This is a genomic window from Holospora elegans E1 (assembly GCF_000648275.1).
Lineage (GTDB): Bacteria > Pseudomonadota > Alphaproteobacteria > Holosporales > Holosporaceae > Holospora > Holospora undulata_A.
Window position 1 is genome coordinate 1 of the sequence record NZ_BAUP01000089.1, and the last position, 24,638, is coordinate 24,638.

The window sequence follows — 24,638 nt, forward strand, 5'->3', positions numbered from 1 at the left end:
GCAAGAGTATAGTATGCTGTATTTTTTCGACCAAACCTGAAACACCATCGCCATGAATCTTGTCGACCGCGCCAATGACAACTTTTAACGCATTAGTCCAACACTTTCAGTTTGATTTAGTATATACTGCATTTTACAGACTCTATTAATTCTCTACTTTTCTTGGGTTTATGAAAAGAGACATTGTCCATAATAACAACTTGTCCAGGCTTTAGTTCCTTGATCGGAAATTTTTCTACCCAAGCTTGGAATAATACTGTGTGGCAAGATCCGTTAAAACCCATTGGTGCTATCGGATTGTTATTAACCAAACCGGCAATACTATTTGTTCTTTGATACTATTTTCCACTTTTTTTGCCAACCAATTTTTCACTTTTTCTACCCAAGTTTCTGTCTTTGCACATGGCCATATCAATGCCGCTTTCATCAATACATACAAAACTTGGATACGCTATATATTTTATCTATTCTTGATACTGACTTCGCTTTTATTTACTTTGCTTTTCTTGGATTGCTTTCACGTACGAAAAGTCTTTTTTTTAGCTATAAGCCTAATCTTTTTAACCAGCAACTGATTGTCCCCCAAATTCTTGAGCAGCTTTTTTCAAGGTCATATCTAGGTTTTTTTTGACGCACTCTTTAAGCTTCTCTAAGTCAATCTTTTTTTCTGAGCCATCACGCCTGTTAGGAAAATAACTGTCTTTTTGTCTGTATTTTCTATACCACCTGCCTATCGCTGATACACTTATTTTAAATGGTTGCGATGCTTCAATATACTCGTTCTCTCATCTAAATATTCTATTACTCTTAGTCTTAAATCGTTGCTGTAGCTCTTTGTCATTTTCCTTTTATTTTAAGAAAAAATTATACCCAATTCAACCTAAATTACTATATGCGCCAAAATTGAGCCATCTCCAGAAGACAAAGGTATTGTCGTAGAAGTCGATGAATTTTGGTATTATTTAAAAAAAGAAGCAAAAAATTTGGATTTTTAAATCCTATGATCGTGCTGGAAAACGGCTCATCGATTGGGAATTTGGTGATCACACGAGGAAAACATTCAAACGACTTTTTGAACGATTAAAAAAATGGAAAATTTTATTTTATTGCGCAGATCATTGGGTAGGTTTTAATAAAATCATTCCAAGCCCCCACCTCTTTCAGGGAAAAGATAAAACGTTTTCCATTAAACAAAACAACGCTCGACATCGCCATTGGTTTGCAAGATTTCGCCCCACCTTGCAAACACGCGATCACTTGAGATGCTAGAGGGAACACTGCGTATTTTTGCGGTACTTCACGTTAATAAAACATTGAAAATTTATCATACTATCTTTAGTTAAAAGCCTAAAATTTTGTATATTTATATTTTTTTTCTAAAATTTTTTCAGATTTTTTTTTCGATACTAATAAATATATACCAAAAATTAACATAGGAAGGCTGTAAAATTGGCCCGGACTAATTCTTATTGATCCTAAAAATTCAAAACACTTTGAATCTGGCTCTCGTACATATTCGCATATCCATCGCGAAGCAAAATACCCTATTAAAAAGCATCCAGAAAGCATTCCGCTGTGCCGGGAAATACGTGTCTTTAAGGCTAACCCATTTAAAACAATAAACAAAAATACTCCTTCAAAAAACGCTTCGTATAATTGGCTAGGGTGCCGAGCAATAGAATCCACATTTGGAAAAACTATTCCGTGTTTCCACGGAATTCCGTAAAGCTCTTGATTTAAAAAATTTGCAATTCTTCCCAGAAAAATTCCCAAAGGAGCTCCGCATAAAAAACAATCTGTTAAAGAAAGCCAAGAAATTTTTTGACGTTTACAAAACCACCAACTGCTAAAAGCGCAAGCTAACGCTGCGCCATGGAATGCCATTCCTCCCTTCCATACCGAAAAGATTTCTAAAGGATGTGTAAAAAAATAAGATGGGGAATACAATAAAACATATCCTAACCTTCCCCCAATAATAATAGAAGGCATAATAATCATCAAAAAATCAGACAATATTTCTGGGCATAAAGAAAACACACGGCGCTTTATTAAAAAAATTCCCCAACGCCAAGCCAGCAAACTGCCAATCGCATAGGCAATGCCATACCAACGAACGGGGTAAGAAAAAATATAAAAAGCAATAGGAGAAGGAAAATTCATCTTAAAAAACTCATAATTTTTCTACCTCTAGTTTACTTGCTAACTAAAACGGAGTATTCATTTGATCAAAAAATATTTGATTGTTTTCTGTAAGGCCTAATTTATCAAGTAAAAATTCTGTAGCCTCACCTCCCGGGGCCATAGAGCTCAAAACTTTTCTCAAGACCCACATGCGTTGTAAATATTTGGGATCTACAAGGCGTTCTTCTTTTCGCGTGCCTGACCTTGAAACGTCTAAAGCGGGAAAAATTCGACGCTCTGCAACCTTTCGGTCCAGATAAATTTCTGCATTTCCGGTTCCCTTAAATTCCTCAAAAATAACCTCTTCCATGCGAGATCCCGTTTCCACCAAAGCAGTAGCAATTATAGTTAACGACCCTTTTTCTTCAACATTTCTGGCTGCTCCAAAAAGTCGTTTGGGGCGTTGTAAGGCATTTGCATCCACACCTCCCGTTAATACTTTTCCAGAAGAGGGAAGAACAGTGTTGTAAGCTCGGGCTAACCGAGTCAACGAATCCAAAAGAATAACAACATCTTTTTGGCACTCTACAAGTCGTTTGGCTTTCTCTATAACCATTTCTGCCAGTTGAACATGGCGAGCAGCGGGTTCATCAAATGTAGAGCTCACAACTTCGCCTTTCACGAAACGCGCCATTTCAGTGGCTTCTTCTGGCCGTTCATCAATTAACATAACAATTAAAACCACGTCGGGGTGATTTTCTTGAATCGCTTGTGCTAGGTTTTGCAAAATCACTGTCTTTCCTGTTCGCGGAGGAGCAACAATAAGTGCGCGTTGCCCGAGTCCCAAAGGAACTACCAATTCTATGGCGCGCAAGGTTAGGCGCGCATTATTAACCCAATCAGAGCTTTTTTTCTTCAAAGATTTAACTGCTGTTTCTGGATTTTCGCTTTTTGAATGATCTGTCAGCTCAAGATTCAGTTTGCGTTGAGGAAAAAGGGGGGTCAAATTTTCAAAAGGAATGCGGTGGAAAGTTTTGCTGGGCTCATCAAAGTTGATAGAAGTAATAGTTTTTAAAGAAAAATATCGCTCTTCTTCCCTGCTTGGAGGGACAATTACTCCCTCAATAACATCTCCAGTTTTCAGATAATTATTCCGAATAAGCATTGAGGAAACGTAAACATCTGAAATTCCCGGCAAATAATTAACCTCGGGGTAGCGTAAAAACCCGAATTGATCAGCTAAAATTTCCAATACCCCTACACAAAGAATTTCTTCTCCCTGATCGAATTTCTTCTTTAAAATTCTTATTATAATCTCTTCCCCTTTCAGGCTTGCACTTTCGATTCCAAGAGAATCTGCCATCACTCTTAAATTTAAAGGAGAATACTTTCTTAAATCACTTACTTTAATCATGAAAAACCCAAAGAAAAAAATGCCTCTACAGCATGCAGAGACTAGTGTGCATAGGATATATAATTTTTTTCTTTTTAGCAAGACCTTTTTTATAAAGTTGTTTTTTATTTAACAAAGCAAGAAACTTTGTATTAAAATCAAATAATAAATCAACAAATTGGAAGTAATTTTATTATATCAAATATCAAAATATTCGAAAAATAATTAATTATTTTTTAGGCGCTACAAAATATTTGTTAAAAAACAGGGGAAAAATACAATTTTTTTTTGGAAGAATCATTTTTAAAAAAATTATTCTAAAAAAATCATTTAAATTTTTAGAAAAAAATAGCAAGGGGTGACTGCTCGAAATGTAAATGAAAAAGGTAAGAGGAAAATTTTTCTCATAAAAAGAAAATTAAATTCAAGGCGCGTTGGATCAGAGCAAAGATGTTTTTTGGGAATTTTTAAAGCGGTAATTGAAACTAATGATAGGGGAGTTTTTTGTGTTTTTTAAAAGGATAGGGCAATATATCTTCTTCCATTAATTGATAACCAGCGGGAAATCTTGATTCAATGTCTTTCAATAGATTTTCAAAGACTATCGTCGAAGTTTAAGTTAATGAACTGTATTCATTTTGCAATTTTTGAAACAATTCTTCTTTTTATTTTAAAAATCCTTCCATTTGATTAATTTTTTATATATTTTATATACTTTGTGCATCTTTGAGCTGATTTTCATTTTTATTCTGAATAATAAATTAGCAATTAGCATCGCTTAACAGTTTATTCTGCTGCTCAACAGAGGCTTTAAATTCATTTTCTTTTTTAAAAAATTTTTTAGTCAAATTTTTCCCGTTCCCTGTTTATTGCATTCTGATTGTAATTTTTTATTATTTAAACCTCTTGTAAAAAATTAAAATCTTTGTTAGAATTCAAAAATGTAAGCGGGCGTAGCTCAGGGGTAGAGCATAACCTTGCCAAGGTTAGGGTCGAGAGTTCAAATCTCTTCGCCCGCTCTTACTTTAAAATTTCAAGTATATATATTATGAAAATACATTCTTTTTTTAAGGGCATGTTTTGGATGTTAGGAATGTGTCTTACTAGCTCAGTAAATGATGTTATTGTGAAATATTCTGGGCTTAGTGGGTCTCATTTAAAGGATATTAATATTCTTTTTTTTCGATTTTTTTTTGCTACCCTTTCTCTTATCCCATTGTTTATTAAACATTTTCAACTGAGTGCTTTTAAGAAAAATTACGTTCATGCTGTAAGGGGAGGGTTGTTTGCTTTAGCCATGCTTCCTTGGTGCTATAGTTTGATTCAGCTTCCCATTCCACTTGTTATTAGTGTAGGGTATCTTACACCTATTTTTGTTACTATTTTGGCTAGCTTGATACTAAAGGAATCTTTTAGTATTGCTCGGTGGGTTTCGGTTTTTTAGGTTTTTTTGGGGTGGCTGTAAGCGTTAACTTTTCTTTTACAGGTGCAAATGCGTCTATATTTGTTGCGTTATTGGCAACTTTTATTTTCGCTGTTTTAGATATTGTTAATAAGAAGCTTTTGACTCAAAAAGAAAGTTTTATTTCTACCATGTTTATGCCTACGATGTGGTCCTGCATATGGTTGTTGCCACTTGTAATTTTGAATTGGAAGACGCCGTCTTTGAGTGAATTTTTTATGCTTTTTATTCTGGGAATTGGGTCAAACATAATGTTTTTTTGTTTACTAAAAGCTCTTGATTCTTACGAAATGAGTGCATTACAGCCTTTTAAATACAGTGAAACAATTTTTTCTTGTATTGCAAGTTTTTTGTGTTTTAATCAACTGCCTTCCATTAACGTATTGTTTGGGTTGGGATTCATTATTCCTGCAACGTTATATTTGACGTTTCATGAGTCTCGCGCGATAAAAAAAAGTTAAGAAATTTTTTAATTAATTTTATTATCCAAAAAAATTCTTGTACATGATGAGTTCTTTTGTTTGCGTTGTGGAGGTGTTTTTTAAATTTTCTTAAGCGTGCAAGAAGTGAAGTGTATTTTTTTAATTAACTGGTTTAATTTTTTTTTAAATATAGAATTTTTATTGTTTAATTAATTTGTTTTGAATATTAAAAAACTTTATTAATGTTTTTTAATATTGTTTAACATTTTAATACACGTATGATAAAAGTTAGATACTTTAAAAAAAGGTCTTTACTTTTAAGAATATTAGACCTAGAATAGACGCAACAGATAGTTATTGTGATGGTCTATTTATGAAGAGAACTTTTCAACCTAGTCGTTTAGTGCGCAGCAGAAGGCATGGATTTAGGTCCAGAATGGCCACCGTTGGAGGAAGGCGTGTTGTTTCTGCAAGGCGTCGTAAGGGAAGAAAGAAATTGTCCGCTTAGAAAGGGGGGTGCGCACTATGGAATTTCAGCGCCTTTCAAAAAAAAGTTCAGTTTTATTTCGCAACAAAGCTTACGTTAAGAAGTTTGATTTAGAGCGTGATTTTGGTATTGTTTTTCGTTGGATTCCTTGGGCAGAGGAAGCTCTAAGATTTTCGGTAGTGATCGCTAAGTGTGCAAAATGTTCTTCTGTGATGCGCAATGCAATTAAGCGCCGTATTCGTCATTGTTTCTTTTTGATTTTTCCCTATGTCACAGTTCCCGTGGGGGTGGTGTGTGTGGTGAAGAATCGTTTTATCATGGACTTAAGTTTTTCTGATCTATTGTCTCTTTTTGAAGATTTTGTGCGCAATTTAAAGATAACGTATTTGCAACGTCAATGTGATAATAATAAGGTAGGTAAAGAGAATGGGTGAGTATAAAAATATCTTGGTTGCTTTTGGAGCCTGCATTTTTGTGTGGGTGGGGTATGAATTATTTTTAAAACCTAAGTTTGATTTGCCTTCTCAAAATTTAGTGCGGGAATCTGTTCCCAAGAATAATAGTAAGGCTCCTGTGACGTGTTTTGTTTCTGAAGATCAGTCCTTAGAATCCAAGCACGTTACGCTATCTAATAAAGTAGTTAAAGCAAAAATTCGTTTGCAAGGGGCGATCTTGGATGATTTGGCGTTAACCGATTATAAGGAACATACGTCTGGTGGAGCTCCTGTTCGCGTGTTGCGTCCTTATGGTACGCGCTGTGCTTATTGGGTTTCTATGGGGTGGGAGCCAAAAGATCGAGAATCTAAAAAATCTAATAATTTTTTCCCCTCTAATACCACAGTGTGGCGCGTAGCTGAAGAATCTTCTGAAAAAGAAATTGTTTTGAAGTGGTGTAATTCTGAAGGGGTTGAATTCGAACAAAAATTTTCTTTCGACCAGAAATATATGCTAAAAGTAGTTCAGACGGTAAAAAACACGACCAATGAACCTTTTTTTGTACAGTGTAGAAAGGATATTTTTCGTCAAGGTCCCGTAGAAAATGCTGATCATTGGTTATCCTATGAAGGACCTGTTGCGGTATGTGATAGGGTTTTAAGCAATATAAGTTACGGAGATTTAGAGAAAGGTTCTCGAGAATTTAAAAAGGGAAATTGGGCAGGAATTTCAGACAAATATTGGTTAGTGGCGTTGATAGGGGATTCAGGGGCTCAAGCATTAGAAGGAGAGGCGCGAAAAAATTTAAAAGATATGTATAATGTGTCATTAAAACAGAAAGTTGTTTCAGTTTTACCTCAAAAAACGTACGCTCAAGTCCAGAGTATTTTTCTTGGTCCAAAAGAAGTTAAGATTTTAGATTATTATGGGCATACCCATAAAATTCAACGGTTTGACCTTGCAGTAGATTTTGGGTGGTTTTATTTTATTACCAAGCCTGTTTTTTATATACTGTCTTTTTTTAAAACTTGTTTTGGAAGTTTTGCAGCGGCGATTTTGTTACTAACTGTGTGCGTTAGAGGGCTTTTTTTTCCTTTAGCGGTGAAGAGTGCTCGATCTATGGCGGCTATGCAGAGACTTCAGCCTAAATTGGTTTTGTTAAAAGAAAAGTTTAAAGATGATAAAATGGCTCTAAATCAAGGGATTATGGAGTTATACCGAGCTCAAAAGATTAATCCTTTTTCTAGTATTTGGCCAATGTTATTACAGTGCCCTTTGTTTTTTGCTTTGTATAAAGTACTTTTCGTTTCCATAGAAATGCGTCATGCACCTTTTTGGGGGTGGATTCAAGATTTATCTTCCCCAGATCCCACTTCGGTGCTTACGTTGTTTGGAATGATTCCTATTGAATTGCCTGCATCATTTGCTGTTGGGGTATGGCCTTTATTGATGGGGGTGACGATGATTATTCAGCAGCGCGCTTCTTCCGCTCAGAACATCAGCTTAGATAGGTCTCAGCAATGGGTTTTAAGCTATGGGCTTCCGGCGCTTTTCGTTTATATGATGGCGCAATTTCCTGTAGGAATGATTATTTATTGGACTTGGAACAATATTTTGACAATAGCACAACAATACTCAATTAGATATTTCAACTTAGTGGGGAATCATGTATAGAAAATGTGGAAGATATAGCCTGTATCGTTTAGGAAGACGTAAAAATGATCTTGGGGACCAGACGCATATTAAGGCAGAGGAAATACCCTGGGAATGTGGGGGGGCTAAGTGTGTTTCAGAATTAATGTTTGTTTTTCATGAATTTCAAGAAGAAAAATGTTAAGATCTAATCCCGTTTTAGAATGTCAGTTTTTGCGAAGCGTTTTGTTCTCTAAAGATTGGCCTGAGATTTCTGGAAAAGAGTTCGTGTTTTGGGGAAAGTCCAATGTAGGAAAATCCTCTTTACTTAATGCCCTGATGCAAAAGAAAGGTTTTGCTAAAGTTTCAAAAACTCCAGGGCGTACGCAAAGCATAAACTTTTATCAAGCTCAAAAAGGGATAAGGTACGTAGATTTACCAGGTTACGGTTATGCTTGCGTCCCAAAAAATCTCCAAAATATTTGGCACCAACATGTAGTAGACTATTTGTTAACAAGAAGTAATTTGTGTGTGGTTTTTTTACTAATAGATAGTAGGCGTGACGTTCATTTTCAAGACCTTCAAGTCATAGACTTTTTGCAACGATCTTTTGTTCCTGTTAAATGTATTTATACGAAAATTGATCGGATTATTTCTGCTCAGCGAAAAATTTTGTCTTTAAAAGAATCCAAAACAGATTGTTTTGAGGTGAGTGCCACCACTAGAGAGGGCGTGCTTGAGTTGCGTTCTTATATTTTAAACCATTCCTTTCAAAAAACATCTTTATGAGCGCATCAATGAATATAATTTTTGAAATTTTTAATAAATATTTTAAAATAAAGAAGTGCGTTTTTTGGAATTTTTCCTTTAGAAAATACAACCTAATAAGGTGAAGTTATGTATGGTATAAACGGTATATTAAAATTTTTTAAGCAGTAAATTAAAAAAATTTTGAAAGGAGCAAGTATGAAAACGCCGAACGTTTTAAAGGATAACACTGAAAGATCTTTTTTCGGTGTACCTCTGGCATTATGGATTTTAAGTTTAGGAATGTTTTTTTTGAACTGTTCTTCTGTGGTGGTATTTACCTGCTTGCCATTTTTGTCTTTTAAAAAAAGTTCTATCGGACGTCTTGAGGGGATTGTTGAGGGGTTGTCTTTGATATGTCGTGCTGCAGCGGGGCTATTAAGCGATGTGATCAAAAGAAGAAAACGATTTTTATTGATAGGGTACGGTATTTGTGCTATTGCGCGGTTATTATTGGCAGCAGCATCCAGTTTTGAATGGATAATTTTTTCTAGAGTTGTAGAAAAAATTGGAAACGGTGTGCAGGCCAGTCCAAGAGAGGCTCTGATTGCTGACATCGCTCCTGCAAAATCTTTGGGGAAATTTTATGGATTAAATAAAGCGCTTGGGATGACGGGATCTACTTTAGGATCGGGGCTTTTAATTTTTTATTTTTCTTTTACGGTCACCAGGTTACTTTTCAGCAAATTTTTTTGTATGCGGGGCTCTTGGCTTGTTTAAGCTTTGTGCTTTTGCTGCTGGGCGTAAGAGAACCTGGGGTAAAAGATGTTTCTTTTTCACAAAAAAAAGAGAAAGTAAGTGTTTCTTCTAGAAATATTCGCGACGTCTGGAATTCTATTTTTAACGATCTTGGAAAGCTTTCTTGGAATTTTTGGAAAGTTATCTTGTGTATTTTTTTTTAAAAATGGGGTATTTTAGTGGTGCTTTTATGATGAATTTTGCGGCGCTACAAAATTCTTCAGATTTTTTAGGAATTCCTTTAAAGCACCCTGGTCAATTGGGAGCCATAATCATGACGTTACAAAACGTTTTGTGCGCAATGTGTTCTTATCCCGTAGGATGGTTATCCGATTACGGTGATCGAAGAAAAGCCGTGTTGGTGTGTGCTTTATTACTGTTAAGCTCTATGGTGAGTTTTGGTTTTTTTGGATACTGGCAGTGGGGAATTTTTTTAGGTGTTCTTTTTTATGGACTGCAATATAGCTTACAAGGGGCATTGATGGCGTTTTTGTCTTCCAGCATGCCTTCTAACTTACAAGGTACTGGATTTGGAGTGTTTTTTTCTGTTTCAGGAACTGCTATTTTAATTTCCAATGCATTTATTATGGGAACGGTTTGGGAATATTATTCTCCTAATACTGCATTTTTTGCCGTATGTATTCCTGTAGTTATCTCTTTATTATTTCTTCCATTTATAAGAGTTTATTCTGCTTGCGGGGAGTGTGATTCGTCTGTAGAAAAAAAATAAAAAAGTAAAATTTTTTGAAATAGAAATTTTCACGTTGATTTTTTTATGAGTTTTTTAGTGCTGGGGGTTTAAAAAATTTGAACTATGCTTACTCAAACTCAATATACTGCACTTAATCCCCATAGGCATATTTGGGTTCATGCTTGTGCTGGGACAGGAAAGACCTTCATACTTATTTATCGAATATTGCGGCTTTTATTGGAAGGGGTTCGCCCTGAACGTATTGTTGCTTTGACATTTACACAGCATGCAGGGAAAGAAATGACTCAGCGGTTGTACAGTTTGTTAGAAGAAATTATGAGATCTTCTTATCGATGTAAAACAGTATTAACGATGTGTTTAGGGGGGCCTGCCCATCCCCATCAAATATCTTATGCTCAAAAATTATGGTCTGAAATTTTAGATACTTCTTTAAATATTCAAACTTTACACAGTTTTTGTCAAAATATTCTTCAAACTTTTTCTTTAGAAGCGGGAATAATTGGAAATTTTAAAATTTTAGATGAAAATCAAGGTGTATCTCTTTGGAATCAGCAGCAAGAGTGGGTTTGTTCTGCAGCGTATCCAGCTTCCGTAGAGCTTCAGTCTGCGTTGGTTCGTCTTGCAACTCGGTATACTTTACACCAAATTACGTCGCATCTTCAATTTTTGTGGAATAGATCAAAAGAGGTCATTTTTCCGACGAAGCATCCAAAACCTTCTGAATTGTCTCCTCCTGCTTTGTTATGTCCAAGAGTGCTGGCTCAACTTACTGAATATTTAGGAGAAGAATATAGCGTGTCCCATTTAAAAGGATTAGAGCTTTCATGGGATCGCCCAGAATATAGAGCATTTTTTTTAACCCAAAAGGGAACGCCTAGAAAAAAATTGCTCTCGGTAAAGGTTCCAGAGCATCTAAAACAGTGGCTTGAATTTGCGCAACATGACTTAAAAACTGCATTATATCAGGAACGGCACATTCATGCGTGGCAAGATACTCAAGACTTTTGTCATCTGTTTTCTGAAATTTATTCTCACTATCATCAATATAAGGTAGAAAATGGTTTTTTAGATTTTTCAGATCTTATTTATAAAACTATCGAATTACTTGAAGACAAACGTCATATGGGATGGGTTTTTAGTCAACTTGATCGAAAAATTCATCATATATTGGTAGATGAGGCTCAAGATACCAGTCCAGCGCAATGGAAAGTTTTAGAGCTTTTAAGTGAGGTGTGGAATGGTCAACACAACAAAACGCTTTTTGTTGTAGGAGATCCCAAACAATCCATTTACGGGTTTCAAGGTGCAGATTTAGAACAGTTTTATGAGGCAAAGAATTTTTTTCAAAGCCATGCTCAATGCCACGAAATTCCTTTTGATTTACTAGATCTTACCCATTCTTTTCGTTCTTACAGTTGTATTTTGAACGTTGTTAATGAAGTATTTCAAAAAGATACTTGTATGGATTTTAAGCCTCATACCGCTCTTCCTTATCAGCAAGGGGGGATGGTAGAACTTTTACCTATATTAGATTCTTCTGTAAAAAAATCTTCAAAAATACTCCTTGCAAAGCTTTGGGTTCGACGTATTCGGCAATGGATAGAAAAAAAAGAGATTTTAAGATGTACAGGAAGTGTCATTAAAGAGGACGATATTCTAATCTTAATGTCTAAACGATGCAGTTTATATGAAACTTTTTCTCAAGAACTTATTTCTCAAGGATTTTTTGTTCGCGAAACCTGCACAACGGTTTTGAAAGATACAATTTTAGTGCAGGATATTTTGGCATTAATTTACTGGTTACTAAATTCTTATGATGATTGGAGCTTAGTTCATGTTCTAAAAAGTCCTTTGTTTGGCATCAGTGAAAAAGATTTGCTTTCTATATTTTCTTTTAAATCCTTTGGAATAAAAAATCTTTGGACGTATTTAAGATCTCTTCAAACGGAACCTTGGGCTCTTTATGTGAAAACTTTAGAACACTGGAAAAATTTCTTTTTTGAAAGTACTCCTTTTCAATTTATGCAGTGGTGGATATATACGCCGTGGGTTCAAAAGCGGTACGGAGCTTGGCCTGACACGGCACAAATTTTAGATAAAGTGCTGGCACTTTTATTTAGTTTTTGTCAAGAGCAGGGCAAAGGCTGGATGCAATGGATAGAAATGCTTTCTTTAGTTTCCTTGACTTTTAAGCAAAAAACTGAAAAGGGGATAGGGGTATTAACTATACATGGTTCAAAAGGTCTTCAGGCTCCTATAGTTATTATACCGGATCTTTCTATGGAAATACGCAGTAAAGATTATTTTACTTATACAAAGGACGGACCTTGGAAGCTGAATATCTTACAAGAGGATGAAGATCCTTGGAATTTACGTCATATTGAAAAACAATCTCAAGAAGAAAGAAGAATACTGTATGTTGCTATGACCCGAGCTCAAGAGCGATTATATTGCTCAAGCTTAAAAAACTCACAGCCTTATCAGGATGTAAAAAACGCACTGTCAAAGCTAGGGAAACAGATTCCATGGTCTCTAGACTCTGAAATCAATGTTACTGAACCAATACTAAGGTATGAAGAATAATTTTCGCCTTGAGTGCTATGGGGTCAAGGCGTGCGTCTATAGGATTTTTATTAAAACTTTAAAAATATTTATATCTCATAGAATCATTTGGGGAAGTAATAATCAAAATTATAACGTTTTTTTGGAGAAAACTTGACACAAGCAATATCGAAGAAAGAAAAGTAATGATTAGGAAAAGTTTTTTTAATTGCTTGTTCTAAATGTTTTGCGATTGATTCTGGATTTAATGGAAAAATCATATCGTTTTCTAATAAAGAGTGATTAGCGTCAAGCAATGCAGCATAACCTTTCTTTACATTAACAAATGAAACAGCATGTCCTGATTGTTCATTTGTAGGGGAAAAGCCCACAAGTAGTCCTTTTGGTGTAATGGAAGAGCGAGTAACGTTTTTATCGTCAACGGAAACATTTTTTTATTAAGACTGGTTTCGTTACTTTGGATGATTTGGGCAGGAGAGGGAGGGATTTCTTTATTGTTTTTTGGCTTTTTAATATAGTTGAAAACAGAATGGAAAAATCTAAAAATTGATCCTTTTGGTGCAACGGAAGAGCGAGTAACGTTTTTATCGTCAACAGAAACATTTTTTTTATTAAGACTGGTTTCGTTATTTTGGATGATTTGGGCAGGAGTGGGGGAATTGTTTTCTAGATTTTTAAGATAGTTGAAAATAAAAAATGCAACAGGCATTAACGATTGTTCTTTTAATAAAGGTTGGAATAGTTTTATCTCTAAAATTTGAGTGTAATTTTCTTGAGAGAATGAAAACTCACTAGGTGAAAGAAATTTGCATCCTAATTGTTTGTTAACTATTTTTTGAATAAAGGTGGCTACTAAATTGGAATTTTCATTTATTTTTTCATCAGACCATTGATTTGTAAAAAGGTGTAATATTTTTGTTGTTTCTTCGTATCCATATTTTATTGCGTACTTAGCAAACCCAAAACAGTATCCATCATCTGCTAACTGATGTTTTTCTGTGTTTAAAAAAGGAAATAAAATACTAATTGCATCATTTAATGTTTTATTATTAAATAATTTACTATCACTATTACAATTGAAACTATAATCGAGTTTTTTCTTATCTTCTTTTAATGAAATTTCTACGGTTTTTTGATTTTTTAATTGGTAGTTTAATATGTTTTTGTAATTAAACTTTTCTTGTTCATTGAAGTAATCTAAGCTCTTTTGATATTTTTTGTGATTTTCTTCTAAAGTATTTAGCTCTTCTTGATAATTTTTTCGATCCTCTTCTATGTAGTTATTTATTTCATTTATTCTTTTCGTGACAGAATCAATATTTTTTACTAAATCCATTTTTTATAGAAGAGTAATTCCGATATGTGTAATTTACATTTTCTTTTTCTGTCAAAATATTTTCTAGAAAATTTATTGTTTCTTTATTCGTTTGTATGAGTTGATTGAAAAATATTGAATAGTCGATTTTTTGGAGAGCGTCTATTAAAGTTTTTCCTTTTGTAAAATTCTTTAGTTTCTCAATAAAAATTTTTAAATAGTCGTTTGAAAATGCTGGGGAGTAAGAAGAAGAAACGACCATAGAAAATAAAAAAACAAATATTTTTTTCATATTAATGTGTTTTAAGTGTTTACTAAAAAATTATATATATTTTTTTGTAAAAAATCAAGAACCCGTTGTAATAAAAGTTCAATATTAGTTAAGTATATTAAATTAAAAACAATATTATTAATTAAAAAGAATGGTTTTTCATTTTCCGTTTTTAGTTAACAAAAGATCGGCGAAAAAATTATTTTATTAATCTTTCTTTAAAAAAAGCGCTAGAAAAAAAAATTAAGAAAAAGCTATAGCTTTACAAAAAATGGAAAGTTTGCCAAAATAAAATTTTGCATAGTATTTGAATTTTTTTGTTGAAAGACGAAGCAAGACATTGTGTAATGTATTGGTGTAATACGCTTCAACCTAAGGAAAAAGTTTTGCCCCATGTAGTTGAAAAAATCCTTGCTCAGCGCAAGCGATGCAGTATTTTGAATCAGTCAATACCAGAAATAGAATTGTGGGACGATCGATTGTGGACTTTTAGCTCCAAGTCTTTTTTGGCTCATGGAAATGAGTTGAAGGATGAAAATCCAGAAGATCATCCTGTGTGGATTACCCAGGAATGTGCGAATAGAAATCATTCTCAGTATGGGATTTTTACGAATTGTGTAAACACGGATGTAGTGGATATTGATGCATTTTCTTGCTGGATTTGGATGCTAGAAACAGAAGAAATTCAAGCTTTTCAACATGCTGTGCTTTTTTCAAAATCTAGAAAATGGAAAGAATCTTGGATATGGAAATACCACAATAAACAGTGGGAAAAAGAAGAATGGATTACGTCATCTTCAGAATAAGAGGAATACAAAATGAGGAAGATAAAAAATAAACAAGTACGCACTATCTTTGGAATAAAAATAAAAAAAAAAATTTTTATTGTCTTGAAAATAGTAAGCCTTGGAAGTTTCGGTAACCTTTTGGGCTGTTCTGTTGGCACATGGTGGAAGTCTGAAAAAGAGGTAGAGCGCTTAAAAGAAATTCCTCTTTCTTGCGTGCCCTGGATAAGTAAGGATCAACAACAAGAAGAAGGAAAAAATATTCTTCCGTGTTATTTTACGCTAAAGCAACGTCAAGAATGTGCTCAAAAGCAATTAAATTACCAATTTAATCAGTTGAATTTTTCTTCATCATGCAAGTAGTAAACAAGTCAATAGCTATAGTGGCGGGAGAAGGAGACCTTCCATTTTCGATCAAAGATGCATTAAATAATCAAGGATGGAGTGTTTTTATTTTGGCTTATCACGGAATTACTCCAGAGCATCTAATAAAAGACACTTCTCATGCATGGCTTTATTTAGGACAGGTGCAAAAGGCTGTAGAAATTTTGCAGCATCATTGTATTAAGCATATCGTGTTAGTGGGAAAGTTTTATCGTCCAAAATTAATTAATTTGCGTCTGGATACACTTGGTAGAAAATTGTTGTATCGATTGGGAGTGAATTGGTTTGGAGATAACGCATTATTGACTGCGTTGCTTGAATTTATTCAAGAGCAAGGCTTGGTATTAGTAAAGATTCAGGATATTATTCCAGGTCTTTTAACTCAAAAGGGTAGAATTGGAACACGATCTCCCAATCTTCACGCTTTGGAAGATATAGAAAAGGGGATAAAAATTTTGAAAGATTTGTCTTGCTGGGATGTGGGGCAAGGACTTGCTATTCAGGGCAAAAGAGTTTTAGGAATTGAAGCGGCAGAAGGAACCGACGCGTGTATTACGCGTTGCGGTCTTTTAGCAGAACAGGGGGGGTTAACTCCAAAACCTGTCTATGTTAAAATGGCAAAAGTCGGCCAATCTCGCGCTATAGATTTGCCTGTAATAGGTTTTGATACTGTGGATGCACTGTATAAAGCAGGGTTTCAGGGGATGGGGATAGAGGCGCACAGTGTGCTCGTTTTAGACCTTCCAGCGCTAGAGCGTGCTATTCAAGAAAGAGAGGTGTTTTTGTGGAAATTTTGAAGGGAATAAATAAACAAATGATCGGTGGAAACATTTTTATCTCATTTTTTTACGAATAGCGCTTGTAGAAAAAAGTTTAAAGCCTAAAAATTCTTGATTTTTTTATTAGAGAAAACGTTATGGAATATTTGAAGCAAACAAATTACCTTTTTTTAAAAAAAGGGCCTGCTACTTCTTGGACATGGATAGTGTGGGGAGCATTTTCTGCCCTAGCTTGGGGACCTTTTTATCTGTGGGGGGTATTAGTTTGGACTTGGGGAGCATTGATAACAGGGATTTACCACAGTAAAACATTAAAAGAAGCTCTAATTATTGGGTGGATGTGGGGGTTTGGTTGGCATGCTGCCAGCGTATTTTGGATTGGTGAAAGTTTGTGGGTAGATTCTTTGCGGTTTGCATGGTTTTGGCCTTTTTGTGTAACAGGGATTCCTGCGGTATTTTCTTGTTATTTTGGAATAATGAGCGGAATACTTTGGTGGGGAAAGCGCAGATTTTGGTCGTCTCCTAGAGCTTTTGGCATTATGTGGTGCGTTTTATATAGTTTAATGGAGTACCTAAAGGGAGTTTTGTTTACAGGTTTTCCTTGGAATCTTACTGCATATATTTGGTCGCAAAGCTTGTGGATTGCTCAAAGTGCTAGTTTACTATCTAGTTATGGGTTGGGGCTTATAACGTTAGGAGTGTTAAGTTGGCCTGGAAGATTTTTTTTAAAGTGCTCCACAGAGCGTTCTTGGTGGAAGGGGGTAATTTTTATGGCGCTAGGGCTGGCAGGAGTATCTTCTTGGTCTTTGTTTCGATTGTATAACATTCCTATTTATTTTCATTCAAAGAAAGGAATACGTTTGGTGCAGCCAAATATTCCACAAAATGAAAAACAGGATAGTCGAAAGATTTCTATAAATTGGAATACGTTAACAAGACTTTCTGATGAGAAAGGGAATATTCCTATTACTCACGTTATTTGGCCAGAAACGGCGGTTCCTTTTTTTGTTCCTAGTTACGCGCTTGAAAGAGTGATTCCTTTGGCAAAAACACGCAAAGAGCCAACGCATTTGATTGCGGGAGTTTTAATACATGATAAAAAGCAATCTCTTAACAGTATTATTCAGGTTACTTCTCAAGGAGAACGAAAGCTAGTTTACAGTAAGCAACATCTTGTTCCATTTGGAGAGTATCTTCCATTTCGTTCTTACCTATCTATGGTGCTTCCTAAAAAGCTTCTAGATGCTTTAAGTCCTGGAGAGCGCGATGTAGACCAAGAAAAAGAAAATGATGCTTCTGTTGATGTTTTGGATGCTCCGGCGTGTATCATGAAAATTTGTTACGAAATTATTTTTCCTTTTTCTAACAGGGATCAAAGGGCTAAATGGATCTTAAATTTAACAAACGATGGATGGTTTGGGTATAGCCCTGGCCCTTTTCAACATTTGGCCAGTGCTCAATTTCGTGCTATCGAAACAGGTCTTCCAGTTTTGCGCGCTGCAAATACTGGAATTTCTGCCGTGTTTGATGGTATGGGAAGAACGTTGGCGATTCTTCCATTGAAGCGTCAAGGATATATTGATACGCTTTTACCCGCGCCAGTTCCTTCGTATCGTAATTGGCATGGTTATGTTTACGCAGGAATGCTGTTCTTATTGACTTGTTGTGCATTAAGGTATTCTCTGAAAAAAGACGAAAATTAGTGTAAGAATTGACATTTGTCAAAAAAAATGGAAAATTATGCAAAGTGAGTATCCAAGGAAGAATTGTACGACTCTTCATCTTCAAATAGATTCTGTAAAACGGGATCTATGGTATCGTGATGCAAAGATCTCCAAAGGGTATATTCATTAACGTACTGGGTTTCTTTAGAGCGTAAAAAAGAAGATTTCAGTGAAGCGTAAATGTGTTTTTTCATGTCTGGACAGGCCATTTACCCTTTTAGGATTTTATCACGACCACTGTTAATAATAGATAAAAATTTTTAAAAGGTTAAATAATTCTTTTTGTTACAAAATGTTACAATAATATTTTTTGTGATTTTGATATTTTGCGATTAATCTATAGTGGAGTGGTTTACCTATTAAAACGATGTATCAGTACCGAAAAACAATTCAATGCGCTATTCAAGATCAAGGGATCACGATTCATTCAGGTGTTGCTAGCACTTTAAAGTTATTTCCAGCACCCAGCGGAACAGGGATATGTTTTCGTCGTTCCGGTTCTGTTTATCCTTTGCACCCCTGTTATATTGAAATTAAAAATTTTCATACGGTCTTACGATTTTCTAGTACGTTTTGTGTTCAAACGGTGGAGCATGTTTTGGCTGCGTGTTTGGGTTTGGGGGTGACGGATATCATTATAGAGTGTTCCCAAGAAGAGTTGCCATTTTTTGATGGAAGCGCTTTACATTTTTCTTCCATGCTGCATGCGGCGGGATTGAAGGAATTCAAAGAAGAAAGTGAGTACCTTGTTCTACAAGAACCCATTTCCGTTTCAGAGGGAAATAGCTACATTACACTTACGCCAGGACTTCCCTTTATTCATGTAAGTGTTCCTTTGACGAGTATTTATCAAGAAGAGGCAAATTTTTCTTTTCTAAAAGATGATTTTTATCGTAATATTGCGCCAGCGCGTACTTTTTCTCAGCTTTCAAAAATAGAACTTATGCGTCAAAAGGGATTGATTCAAGGGGGAAACTTAGAGTGTGCAGTTGTGTTACAAGAAGATGGAACAACGATCAATCCAGAGGGGTTTCGTCTGCCTCAAGAATGTGCACGGCATAAAATTTTGGATATTTTGGGAGACTTTATGACTCTTGGTGCGCCGTGTATTGCATCTATTGAAAGTTACGCTCCTGGACATAGTCGAAATTTAAAAGCAGTTCAATGTATTGCTAAGAACGCAGACAGCTATCGCCGAATGAAATATTCAGACGTCAAAAAATACATTCAAGCTGTCAGCGAGAAAAAATCATTCAAGTACGCGTCTTAAAAAATCTAAAAAAGAGATACGGTGCAGTTAATGATGGGCTTCTACTTCAGTTAAATTGTCTTTAAAAATAAACTGGCACTGCGAGTTGAAGTTTTTCCATAAACTGGAAAGATCTCCAGAGGAGTGTTCTAGTTCATCTCTAAAATCTTGATATTGCTTTAAACTTTCCTTAAAACAATTCTCGCAAAGCTTACCAAAAACTTCTTCAATTAGTGTAAGATAGTCATGAACTTTTTTTGTGTCGTTTCTAAAATTTTCTACCATCTGACGTACACGGGACAGTTCAAATACATGATATAAATTTAATGCCTGAAGAGGGTCCGTGGACCTTCCTATCCAAAATGTTGGTAAAACATCAATAAGATGATTAGAAAGAATCGTACACAAAAGATCCTGTCGTAGTACGTGCCTTAAGATGTAAGAAAAAAATTTTTCTTGTATTAAGCTTGGAAAATACGCCAAAAGGTAAGAGTCCCAATGAGTCTCTTGAAAATTTACTTTATTAAGATGAGTTTTAAGATTTTTTTTAGCCTCCAAAAAATTTACAGCTAGTTCAGAGCGCGTAAGATGAGGATGTTTTTCTTGCAACCTGTACAGGCTAATATTTTGCCAATAATTTTGATTTAATACATCGCGAGCCATTTCTGGAGTTACTTCTTGTAATATATCATTTCTATTCTCTTCATCTATAGGGATGCTTTGGAATAAAATTTTAAAATTTACTTCGTGATCTGAACACAAAACTCCCGCACAGTTATCTATAGCATCTATATTAACAATTCCTCCTGCTTGGGCAAAGGCTATGCGTCCTTTTTGTGTACATCCTAAGTTAGCGCCTTCTGCAATGATTTTTGCGCCGACCTTGTTTCCTGGAATACGAAGCAAGGTATTTCCCTCGTCACCTATTATTTTTTCTTGATCTCCTATGACATAAGTTCCTATTCCTGCCAGCCACAAAACATCGCACTTAATTTTGAACAGCGCAAGAATTAAATCTTGTGGCGTTATAAAATCGCAAGACAGGGTTAGCATTTTCTTTAAAGCAGGGGATAACGCAACGGGCGCGCTATTTCTTGGAACTATTTTTCCTTCAGGAGACAAAACGCTGACATCATAATCCATCCAAGAAGACTTAGGAAGATGAAATAAACGACACCGTTCTCTATAACTGCGCTCAGGGTCTGGATTTGGATCTAAGAAAATGTGACGATGATCAAAGGCTGCCAGAAGTTTGATGTTTTGTGAATATAAAAGTCCGTTCCCAAACACGTCCCCACTCATATCTCCAACTCCGACAATAGAAATGGGCTCACCTTTTTCCATATCTCTTTTCAGGTGGTTAAGGTGTGTTTCTACAGACACCCAAGTTCCTTTAGAAGTAATCCCCAATTTTTTATGATCGTACCCTGTCTTTCCCCCTGAAGCAAAGGCATCCTTCAACCAAAACCCAGATCTTAGTGCGATTTCGTTTGCAATTCCTGAATAAGATGCCGTACCTTTGTCGGGTGCTGCAACCAAATAAGAATCCACGCCATCTAAAGCGCGAACCTTCTGCGCTGGAACAGGTTTATGCTGATCGTCCAAATTATCCATAACATCTAAAAGTCCTTGGATAAACAAACGGTATCCTTGCTCTGAAGATGTATTTTCTTTTATACGTAATACTGCCTTGGCACCATCAGGAACTACCACAGCATTTTTCAATCGTTGGGTTTGCAATAAATCAAAAGCTTCTTTGCGATAATCTTCCCGATCGGATAAACGGATTCCTCCGCGAGACACCAAAGACGAACGCAAATGCACACCTTCCACATCTGGGTGAAACACAAAAAGCTCTATCATTCCAGGTGTGCGATAAATTTCCGTAACATTGTGCAGATCATGATGAATTTTAATGGTGAAAACCTTAGCTTCTGGGACGTAAAGGTTAGTGCGCACAGTTGCGTCAATTAAAGATTTCAGAACACGCAAAATGTAGGGAGCTTTTTCACTTAAAATAAAAGAATCTGAACAAGAAGATTGGTTAAGATCAAATCTCTGAATAAAATAACTCAGTAAAAAATCTAAATCTTTATGCCCTTCACGGAATCCATCATCAATACATTGAGAGGAAAAAATTTGTTTCATGTAAGCGTGATAGCAAGAAAAAACCCAAGATCGCGGATGCTGCGTCATAGGGAATGATAACGTGTCATAAAAGAGCATAGTCAATATAATGTTACTTCCACACATCTAAAAAATTTCCCTAATTATAAAGGATTTTTTGAGCGCGTCAAGACTGTCTTACGCTGTGCTCGTAAGTTTGTTTGTATTCAAAAATTACTAAATCTAAATTTTAGAACAGGGGATTAGGTTAAATATGGTAATGTGATATAAGCATAAAAGCAGGTTAAATGATTTGAATTCATCTCTACCTTATTTTATCTTGGTAAATTTATTCCCGGATCTGTGCGGGATTAGACCACACAGGGGGTGCGATTAGTCACTTGAATCAGAGAGAAATTCTCCTCCCCCATAAGATGGGTGCTGACGTTTGAACACGAGGGAAAAACTGCAGTACAAAGCGATTCAGATTGAGGGCTCGGTTTTCTAATTTTTTATAACTATATCCCCCCATTGAAAATTAATGCATGGTTTTATTCATTAATTTTGGATGTGCTAAGATGAAAAAATCGTGAGCGTTAAAATCTTTTGTTATAATAATTCTACTGCTTCAATTAATTAGAACGTGATGACGGGAGCGTACTATTTTTATTAAGAATTTTTTGGTATAATTCTGTTCAGTGTTCAATAACTTATAAAGTCCTATTTTCATGGATCCGTTAGCTCAATTTCAGGTAAAAACTTTATTTCCGTTAAAATTTTTGGGGATCGATATTTCCATTACCAACTCTTCTGCATACATGATTTTGATTACTTTTTTGGTTTTGCTGTTTTTTAAGTGGGGGCTGCGTCACTTGTCTCTTGTTCCTTCTCGCTGGCAAAGTGCTGCAGAGCTTCCCGTATATTTATTAGAAAAGATGGTACAAGAAGTGAACGGCGTTCAGGGGGGGCCGTTTGTTCCTATGATTTGCTCTGCGTTCTTTTTTGTATTTCTTGGAAACGTTTTGGGGTTGTTTCCCTACGCATTTACAATAACCGGACAGTTAATCGTAAATTTAACGCTTGCGTTGATATTATTTGTTTTTGCAACAGCGGTGGGATTGTATCGACAAGGCGTGGGGTACATGCGTATATTTTTCCCTAAAGATGTTCCCTGGGTTATCGCGCCGGTCTTGGTACCTATCGAAGTTATTTCTTATATTTCTCGTCCCGTAAGCTTATCTGTTCGATTATTCGTAAATATGTTAGCTGGTCATAGCATGATGAAGATTATTGGAACTTTTGTTATTATGATGGGGCCTTTGGGAATCGTTCCGATGGTTCTTAATGTAATATTTACCGGCTTTGAATTGTTTATTGCATTTTTGCAAGCTTACGTTTTTTCGATTTTAAGTTGTATTTATCTTAATGATGCGTTACAGGGGCATTAATTTTTTTAGGAATGACGGGATTGAAAATACAAGATTAATTGCCAATGAATCTAGGAAAAATTTAATAGCATAGAATTTAAATTAAGAAAATTTTAAGAAATACAACATAGATAATATTCACAATTAAGGAATTTTATTTGGCGATTATCGGGAAGATCCATACTAAGATAGCGTTGTGGGGACAAAACAGTCTTCATTACATTGCTATCTAAGTGCTTTTTTCATTGCATATACGATTTTACAATAAAATGCGTGAATAAAAAGAGAAAAAAATCAATATTTCTGGTTATTAATTGTGACATTTTTTATTCAAAGTGAGATTTTTTTTGTAAATTTCTTTTTCTATTAGAGTTTGCTTTTTTTATTAACTGAGAGGGCTTTGAAAGCAAACTTTCCTTTTTAGTTTTTTTTGCTGTAAGTTCAGTGTGTTGAAGATTTTTTGAGATTTTTTCTGATTGGTTTTTTGATTGGATTTTATTGGTGTGGAAAGCGGTATTGGGGTGGCTTTTATCCAAAATATTGTGTGGGGGCGCTGAAAAATTTGATTCGAAGCTGAACGGCTGTTTTGATGAAGGGATAGGGGTAAAAGATGGGGAAAATTCAAAATTTGAAATATTTTGTGCTTCGTTATTTGGGTGAACCGAGACGTTATCAGTGGCTGGTGCAAACGAGATGTTGATGTTTGAGGTGTCAAAAGGGTTGTCTAGCACACTAGAAACGACAGGGGGGTAAGGCAGGGTGCCTAGGAGTAAAACGTCCAGGGGGGTTCCGGTAATAGTGACTTCGCTGGAGCTTTTTGGGAGGTTTTCTGAACAAAACAAACTATCTAAACTTTGGTCTGAGCCCTGAGCTGTATTTTGAGTGCCGAAATTAAAGAAAATGCAGAAAACAAGGATTGAAATATGTTTTGATTGTGTGAGCATGATCAATTGGGAAATTGTTATTTTACTTGACGAAATTAAGTGCAAAAATTATAAAAGTCAATAACTAAATATTTTACGTATAGTGCAAAAAAAATTTATATTGTGTGAATAGAATTGACTAATCTGTACTCAAGGCTCTGTGGAGTGCGAAAATATTTCGTCATAAATTTACCCCTTACCAATTTTTTCGTATCTGGTTGTTTTGAGGCTTTTAACCAAAGATAGCGTGATTAATTTTCAATGTTTTATTAACATGAAGTGCCGCAAAAATAAGCAGTGTTCCCTCTAGCATTTTAAGTGATCGCGTGTTTGCAAGGGGAGGGTAAAATCTTGCAAACCAATGGCGGTGTTGAGCATTATTTGGTTCAATGGAAAAGGTTTTATCTTTCCCCTGAAAGAGGCGGTTGCTTGGAATAATTTTATTAAAACCTGCCCAATGCTCTGCGCAATAAAATAAAATTTTCCATTTTTTTAATCGTTCAAAAAGTCGTTTGAATGTTTGACGTGAACGATCACCAATTCCCAATCGATAATCCGTTTTCCAGCACGATCCTAGGATTTAGAAATTCAAGCTTTAAAAATCCAAATTTTTTGCTTCTTTTTTTTAAATAATGCCAAAATTCATCGACTTCCTTGACAATACCGTTGTCTTCTGGGGGGGGGGCTCAACCATAAGTGTTGAAAGTGTCAAAATAAATGTTTAAAAGCATTGAAATCCCCTCCTGAAATAATAATTAATGTTTTAATAAAAGATTTCTTTAGATCTCATGTAAATTGAAATAATGGAATTTTGAAGCCATGCAGTTTCTTTCTAGCCTTGTATATTAAAAAATAATAAAGCTGTAATCAGAATCATATAAATATACACTTTCATACCATTTAA

The 24,638-nt window shown here is 35.2% G+C and carries 29 protein-coding genes, 1 tRNA gene and 1 pseudogene; 20 read left to right on the forward strand and 11 right to left on the reverse strand.

Going from position 1 to position 24,638, the window contains the following annotated elements:
• Positions 1-116: 116 nt before the first annotated feature.
• Both HE1_RS03580 and HE1_RS07295 read right to left on the reverse strand, forming a co-directional pair.
• Positions 117-323 (reverse strand): annotated as a pseudogene (locus tag HE1_RS03580) (transposase); the annotation flags it as partial.
• Between the two features lie 237 nt (positions 324-560).
• Positions 561-773 carry an IS630 transposase-related protein gene (locus HE1_RS07295; RefSeq protein WP_084491000.1) on the reverse strand — a complete coding sequence of 71 codons (213 nt, stop codon included), beginning with the start codon at positions 771-773 and terminating at the stop codon, positions 561-563.
• Positions 774-1,023: 250 nt separating this feature from the next.
• Here HE1_RS07295 and HE1_RS07300 point away from each other — a divergent pair, with 250 nt between their 5' ends.
• Both HE1_RS07300 and HE1_RS09980 read left to right on the forward strand, forming a co-directional pair.
• A complete protein-coding gene (locus HE1_RS07300) occupies positions 1,024-1,269 on the forward strand; it encodes a hypothetical protein (protein ID WP_242837193.1) in 246 nt (81 codons plus the stop codon).
• Complete coding sequence (locus HE1_RS09980; RefSeq protein WP_268743843.1) at positions 1,215-1,343, forward strand: hypothetical protein; 129 nt, start codon at positions 1,215-1,217, stop codon at positions 1,341-1,343. Before HE1_RS07300 ends, HE1_RS09980 begins: the two co-directional genes overlap by 55 nt.
• Before the next feature lie 4 nt (positions 1,344-1,347).
• Here HE1_RS09980 and lgt read toward each other — a convergent pair whose 3' ends face one another.
• Entirely contained in the window at positions 1,348-2,160 is an 813-nt protein-coding gene (gene lgt, locus HE1_RS03595; protein WP_052567315.1) for a prolipoprotein diacylglyceryl transferase, read from the reverse strand.
• A 43-nt stretch (positions 2,161-2,203) separates the two neighbouring features.
• Positions 2,204-3,535 (reverse strand): transcription termination factor Rho, encoded by a 1,332-nt coding sequence (gene rho, locus HE1_RS03600; RefSeq protein WP_206537230.1) that lies wholly within the window; start codon positions 3,533-3,535, stop codon positions 2,204-2,206.
• Positions 3,536-4,461: 926 nt separating this feature from the next.
• Here rho and HE1_RS03605 point away from each other — a divergent pair.
• From HE1_RS03605 to HE1_RS03650, 12 genes are all read left to right on the forward strand, one after another.
• Positions 4,462-4,533: transfer RNA gene (locus tag HE1_RS03605), tRNA-Gly, on the forward strand.
• A 56-nt stretch (positions 4,534-4,589) separates the two neighbouring features.
• Positions 4,590-4,958, forward strand: a complete 369-nt coding sequence (locus HE1_RS03610; protein ID WP_206537231.1) for an EamA family transporter — start codon at positions 4,590-4,592, stop codon at positions 4,956-4,958.
• The gene (locus HE1_RS03615) at positions 4,940-5,437 is read left to right on the forward strand and encodes an EamA family transporter (protein WP_035544836.1); all 498 of its coding nucleotides are present in this window, start codon (positions 4,940-4,942) and stop codon (positions 5,435-5,437) included. The genes HE1_RS03610 and HE1_RS03615 overlap by 19 nt, the downstream gene beginning before the upstream one ends.
• A 334-nt stretch (positions 5,438-5,771) precedes the next feature.
• Complete coding sequence (gene rpmH, locus HE1_RS07305; protein ID WP_006304417.1) at positions 5,772-5,906, forward strand: 50S ribosomal protein L34; 135 nt, start codon at positions 5,772-5,774, stop codon at positions 5,904-5,906.
• A 17-nt stretch (positions 5,907-5,923) separates the two neighbouring features.
• The gene (locus HE1_RS03620) at positions 5,924-6,319 is read left to right on the forward strand and encodes a ribonuclease P protein component (protein WP_006304418.1); all 396 of its coding nucleotides are present in this window, start codon (positions 5,924-5,926) and stop codon (positions 6,317-6,319) included.
• Entirely contained in the window at positions 6,312-7,994 is a 1,683-nt protein-coding gene (gene yidC, locus HE1_RS03625; protein WP_006304419.1) for a membrane protein insertase YidC, read from the forward strand. The genes HE1_RS03620 and yidC overlap by 8 nt, the downstream gene beginning before the upstream one ends.
• Complete coding sequence (locus tag HE1_RS08925; protein WP_023492271.1) at positions 7,987-8,157, forward strand: hypothetical protein; 171 nt, start codon at positions 7,987-7,989, stop codon at positions 8,155-8,157. Before yidC ends, HE1_RS08925 begins: the two co-directional genes overlap by 8 nt.
• A complete protein-coding gene (gene yihA, locus HE1_RS03630) occupies positions 8,151-8,741 on the forward strand; it encodes a ribosome biogenesis GTP-binding protein YihA/YsxC (protein ID WP_006304420.1) in 591 nt (196 codons plus the stop codon). Before HE1_RS08925 ends, yihA begins: the two co-directional genes overlap by 7 nt.
• 177 nt (positions 8,742-8,918) lie before the next feature.
• Positions 8,919-9,479 carry an MFS transporter gene (locus HE1_RS03635; protein WP_162480300.1) on the forward strand — a complete coding sequence of 187 codons (561 nt, stop codon included), beginning with the start codon at positions 8,919-8,921 and terminating at the stop codon, positions 9,477-9,479.
• 5 nt (positions 9,480-9,484) lie between these two features.
• Complete coding sequence (locus HE1_RS09335; RefSeq protein ID WP_206537232.1) at positions 9,485-9,661, forward strand: hypothetical protein; 177 nt, start codon at positions 9,485-9,487, stop codon at positions 9,659-9,661.
• A gap of 2 nt (positions 9,662-9,663) precedes the next feature.
• The gene (locus tag HE1_RS03645; protein ID WP_162480302.1) at positions 9,664-10,227 is read left to right on the forward strand and encodes an MFS transporter; all 564 of its coding nucleotides are present in this window, start codon (positions 9,664-9,666) and stop codon (positions 10,225-10,227) included.
• Positions 10,228-10,311: 84 nt separating this feature from the next.
• Positions 10,312-12,792: a UvrD-helicase domain-containing protein gene (locus HE1_RS03650; RefSeq protein WP_035544845.1), complete on the forward strand. Its 2,481-nt coding sequence runs from the start codon at positions 10,312-10,314 to the stop codon at positions 12,790-12,792.
• Between the two features lie 83 nt (positions 12,793-12,875).
• Here HE1_RS03650 and HE1_RS03655 read toward each other — a convergent pair whose 3' ends face one another.
• From HE1_RS03655 to HE1_RS03665, 3 genes are read right to left on the reverse strand one after another with little or no spacing between them, the layout of a single operon-like run.
• Positions 12,876-13,142 (reverse strand): hypothetical protein, encoded by a 267-nt coding sequence (locus HE1_RS03655; protein ID WP_162480304.1) that lies wholly within the window; start codon positions 13,140-13,142, stop codon positions 12,876-12,878.
• Entirely contained in the window at positions 13,085-14,107 is a 1,023-nt protein-coding gene (locus HE1_RS03660; protein ID WP_035544851.1) for a hypothetical protein, read from the reverse strand. The genes HE1_RS03655 and HE1_RS03660 overlap by 58 nt, the downstream gene beginning before the upstream one ends.
• Entirely contained in the window at positions 14,085-14,378 is a 294-nt protein-coding gene (locus HE1_RS03665) for a hypothetical protein (RefSeq protein ID WP_035544852.1), read from the reverse strand. The genes HE1_RS03660 and HE1_RS03665 overlap by 23 nt, the downstream gene beginning before the upstream one ends.
• A gap of 326 nt (positions 14,379-14,704) precedes the next feature.
• Here HE1_RS03665 and HE1_RS03670 point away from each other — a divergent pair, with 326 nt between their 5' ends.
• The 4 genes from HE1_RS03670 (at position 14,705) to lnt (ending at position 18,008) form a co-directional block, all read left to right on the forward strand.
• Positions 14,705-15,163, forward strand: a complete 459-nt coding sequence (locus HE1_RS03670) for a DNA polymerase III subunit chi (protein ID WP_162480306.1) — start codon at positions 14,705-14,707, stop codon at positions 15,161-15,163.
• A 12-nt stretch (positions 15,164-15,175) separates the two neighbouring features.
• Entirely contained in the window at positions 15,176-15,505 is a 330-nt protein-coding gene (locus HE1_RS03675) for a hypothetical protein (protein WP_006304429.1), read from the forward strand.
• Positions 15,496-16,323, forward strand: a complete 828-nt coding sequence (locus HE1_RS03680; protein WP_023492272.1) for an LpxI family protein — start codon at positions 15,496-15,498, stop codon at positions 16,321-16,323. Before HE1_RS03675 ends, HE1_RS03680 begins: the two co-directional genes overlap by 10 nt.
• 119 nt (positions 16,324-16,442) lie before the next feature.
• Positions 16,443-18,008, forward strand: coding sequence for an apolipoprotein N-acyltransferase (gene lnt, locus HE1_RS03685; protein ID WP_035544854.1), 1,566 nt, complete (start codon positions 16,443-16,445; stop codon positions 18,006-18,008).
• A 35-nt stretch (positions 18,009-18,043) separates the two neighbouring features.
• On the opposite strand, the gene HE1_RS03690 is transcribed toward lnt, so the two are convergent.
• Positions 18,044-18,223, reverse strand: a complete 180-nt coding sequence (locus HE1_RS03690; protein ID WP_162480308.1) for a hypothetical protein — start codon at positions 18,221-18,223, stop codon at positions 18,044-18,046.
• 173 nt (positions 18,224-18,396) lie between these two features.
• On the opposite strand from HE1_RS03690, the gene lpxC reads away from it, so the two are divergent.
• Positions 18,397-19,299 (forward strand): UDP-3-O-acyl-N-acetylglucosamine deacetylase, encoded by a 903-nt coding sequence (lpxC, locus tag HE1_RS03695; RefSeq protein WP_006304434.1) that lies wholly within the window; start codon positions 18,397-18,399, stop codon positions 19,297-19,299.
• Between the two features lie 27 nt (positions 19,300-19,326).
• Here the strand turns inward: lpxC and HE1_RS06530 are convergent, their stop codons facing one another.
• Positions 19,327-21,504, reverse strand: coding sequence for an NAD-glutamate dehydrogenase domain-containing protein (locus HE1_RS06530; RefSeq protein ID WP_242837194.1), 2,178 nt, complete (start codon positions 21,502-21,504; stop codon positions 19,327-19,329).
• Positions 21,505-22,112: 608 nt separating this feature from the next.
• On the opposite strand from HE1_RS06530, the gene HE1_RS03705 reads away from it, so the two are divergent.
• A complete protein-coding gene (locus HE1_RS03705; RefSeq protein WP_035544855.1) occupies positions 22,113-22,832 on the forward strand; it encodes a F0F1 ATP synthase subunit A in 720 nt (239 codons plus the stop codon).
• Positions 22,833-23,137: 305 nt separating this feature from the next.
• On the opposite strand, the gene HE1_RS03710 is transcribed toward HE1_RS03705, so the two are convergent.
• Positions 23,138-23,653, reverse strand: a complete 516-nt coding sequence (locus HE1_RS03710; protein WP_162480310.1) for a hypothetical protein — start codon at positions 23,651-23,653, stop codon at positions 23,138-23,140.
• 313 nt (positions 23,654-23,966) lie between these two features.
• Positions 23,967-24,281, reverse strand: coding sequence for an IS1 transposase (locus HE1_RS03715; protein ID WP_052567320.1), 315 nt, complete (start codon positions 24,279-24,281; stop codon positions 23,967-23,969).
• Between the last annotated feature and the right edge of the window lie 357 nt (positions 24,282-24,638).

Coding starts and splice junctions, on each gene's coding strand:
- HE1_RS03670 (WP_162480306.1), top strand. CDS start 14,705: ATGTATTGGTGTAATACGCTTCAACCTAAGGAAAAAGTTTTGCCCCAT.
- HE1_RS03690 (WP_162480308.1), bottom strand. CDS start 18,223: ATGAAAAAACACATTTACGCTTCACTGAAATCTTCTTTTTTACGCTCT.
- lpxC (WP_006304434.1), top strand. CDS start 18,397: ATGTATCAGTACCGAAAAACAATTCAATGCGCTATTCAAGATCAAGGG.
- HE1_RS03650 (WP_035544845.1), top strand. CDS start 10,312: ATGCTTACTCAAACTCAATATACTGCACTTAATCCCCATAGGCATATT.
- yihA (WP_006304420.1), top strand. CDS start 8,151: ATGTTAAGATCTAATCCCGTTTTAGAATGTCAGTTTTTGCGAAGCGTT.
- HE1_RS03705 (WP_035544855.1), top strand. CDS start 22,113: ATGGATCCGTTAGCTCAATTTCAGGTAAAAACTTTATTTCCGTTAAAA.
- lnt (WP_035544854.1), top strand. CDS start 16,443: ATGGAATATTTGAAGCAAACAAATTACCTTTTTTTAAAAAAAGGGCCT.
- HE1_RS03635 (WP_162480300.1), top strand. CDS start 8,919: ATGAAAACGCCGAACGTTTTAAAGGATAACACTGAAAGATCTTTTTTC.
- HE1_RS03660 (WP_035544851.1), bottom strand. CDS start 14,107: ATGGATTTAGTAAAAAATATTGATTCTGTCACGAAAAGAATAAATGAA.
- HE1_RS08925 (WP_023492271.1), top strand. CDS start 7,987: ATGTATAGAAAATGTGGAAGATATAGCCTGTATCGTTTAGGAAGACGT.
- HE1_RS03675 (WP_006304429.1), top strand. CDS start 15,176: ATGAGGAAGATAAAAAATAAACAAGTACGCACTATCTTTGGAATAAAA.
- HE1_RS03610 (WP_206537231.1), top strand. CDS start 4,590: ATGTTTTGGATGTTAGGAATGTGTCTTACTAGCTCAGTAAATGATGTT.
- yidC (WP_006304419.1), top strand. CDS start 6,312: ATGGGTGAGTATAAAAATATCTTGGTTGCTTTTGGAGCCTGCATTTTT.
- HE1_RS03620 (WP_006304418.1), top strand. CDS start 5,924: ATGGAATTTCAGCGCCTTTCAAAAAAAAGTTCAGTTTTATTTCGCAAC.
- rho (WP_206537230.1), bottom strand. CDS start 3,535: ATGATTAAAGTAAGTGATTTAAGAAAGTATTCTCCTTTAAATTTAAGA.
- HE1_RS03680 (WP_023492272.1), top strand. CDS start 15,496: ATGCAAGTAGTAAACAAGTCAATAGCTATAGTGGCGGGAGAAGGAGAC.
- HE1_RS03665 (WP_035544852.1), bottom strand. CDS start 14,378: ATGAAAAAAATATTTGTTTTTTTATTTTCTATGGTCGTTTCTTCTTCT.
- lgt (WP_052567315.1), bottom strand. CDS start 2,160: ATGAATTTTCCTTCTCCTATTGCTTTTTATATTTTTTCTTACCCCGTT.
- HE1_RS03645 (WP_162480302.1), top strand. CDS start 9,664: ATGGGGTATTTTAGTGGTGCTTTTATGATGAATTTTGCGGCGCTACAA.
- HE1_RS06530 (WP_242837194.1), bottom strand. CDS start 21,504: ATGCTCTTTTATGACACGTTATCATTCCCTATGACGCAGCATCCGCGA.
- rpmH (WP_006304417.1), top strand. CDS start 5,772: ATGAAGAGAACTTTTCAACCTAGTCGTTTAGTGCGCAGCAGAAGGCAT.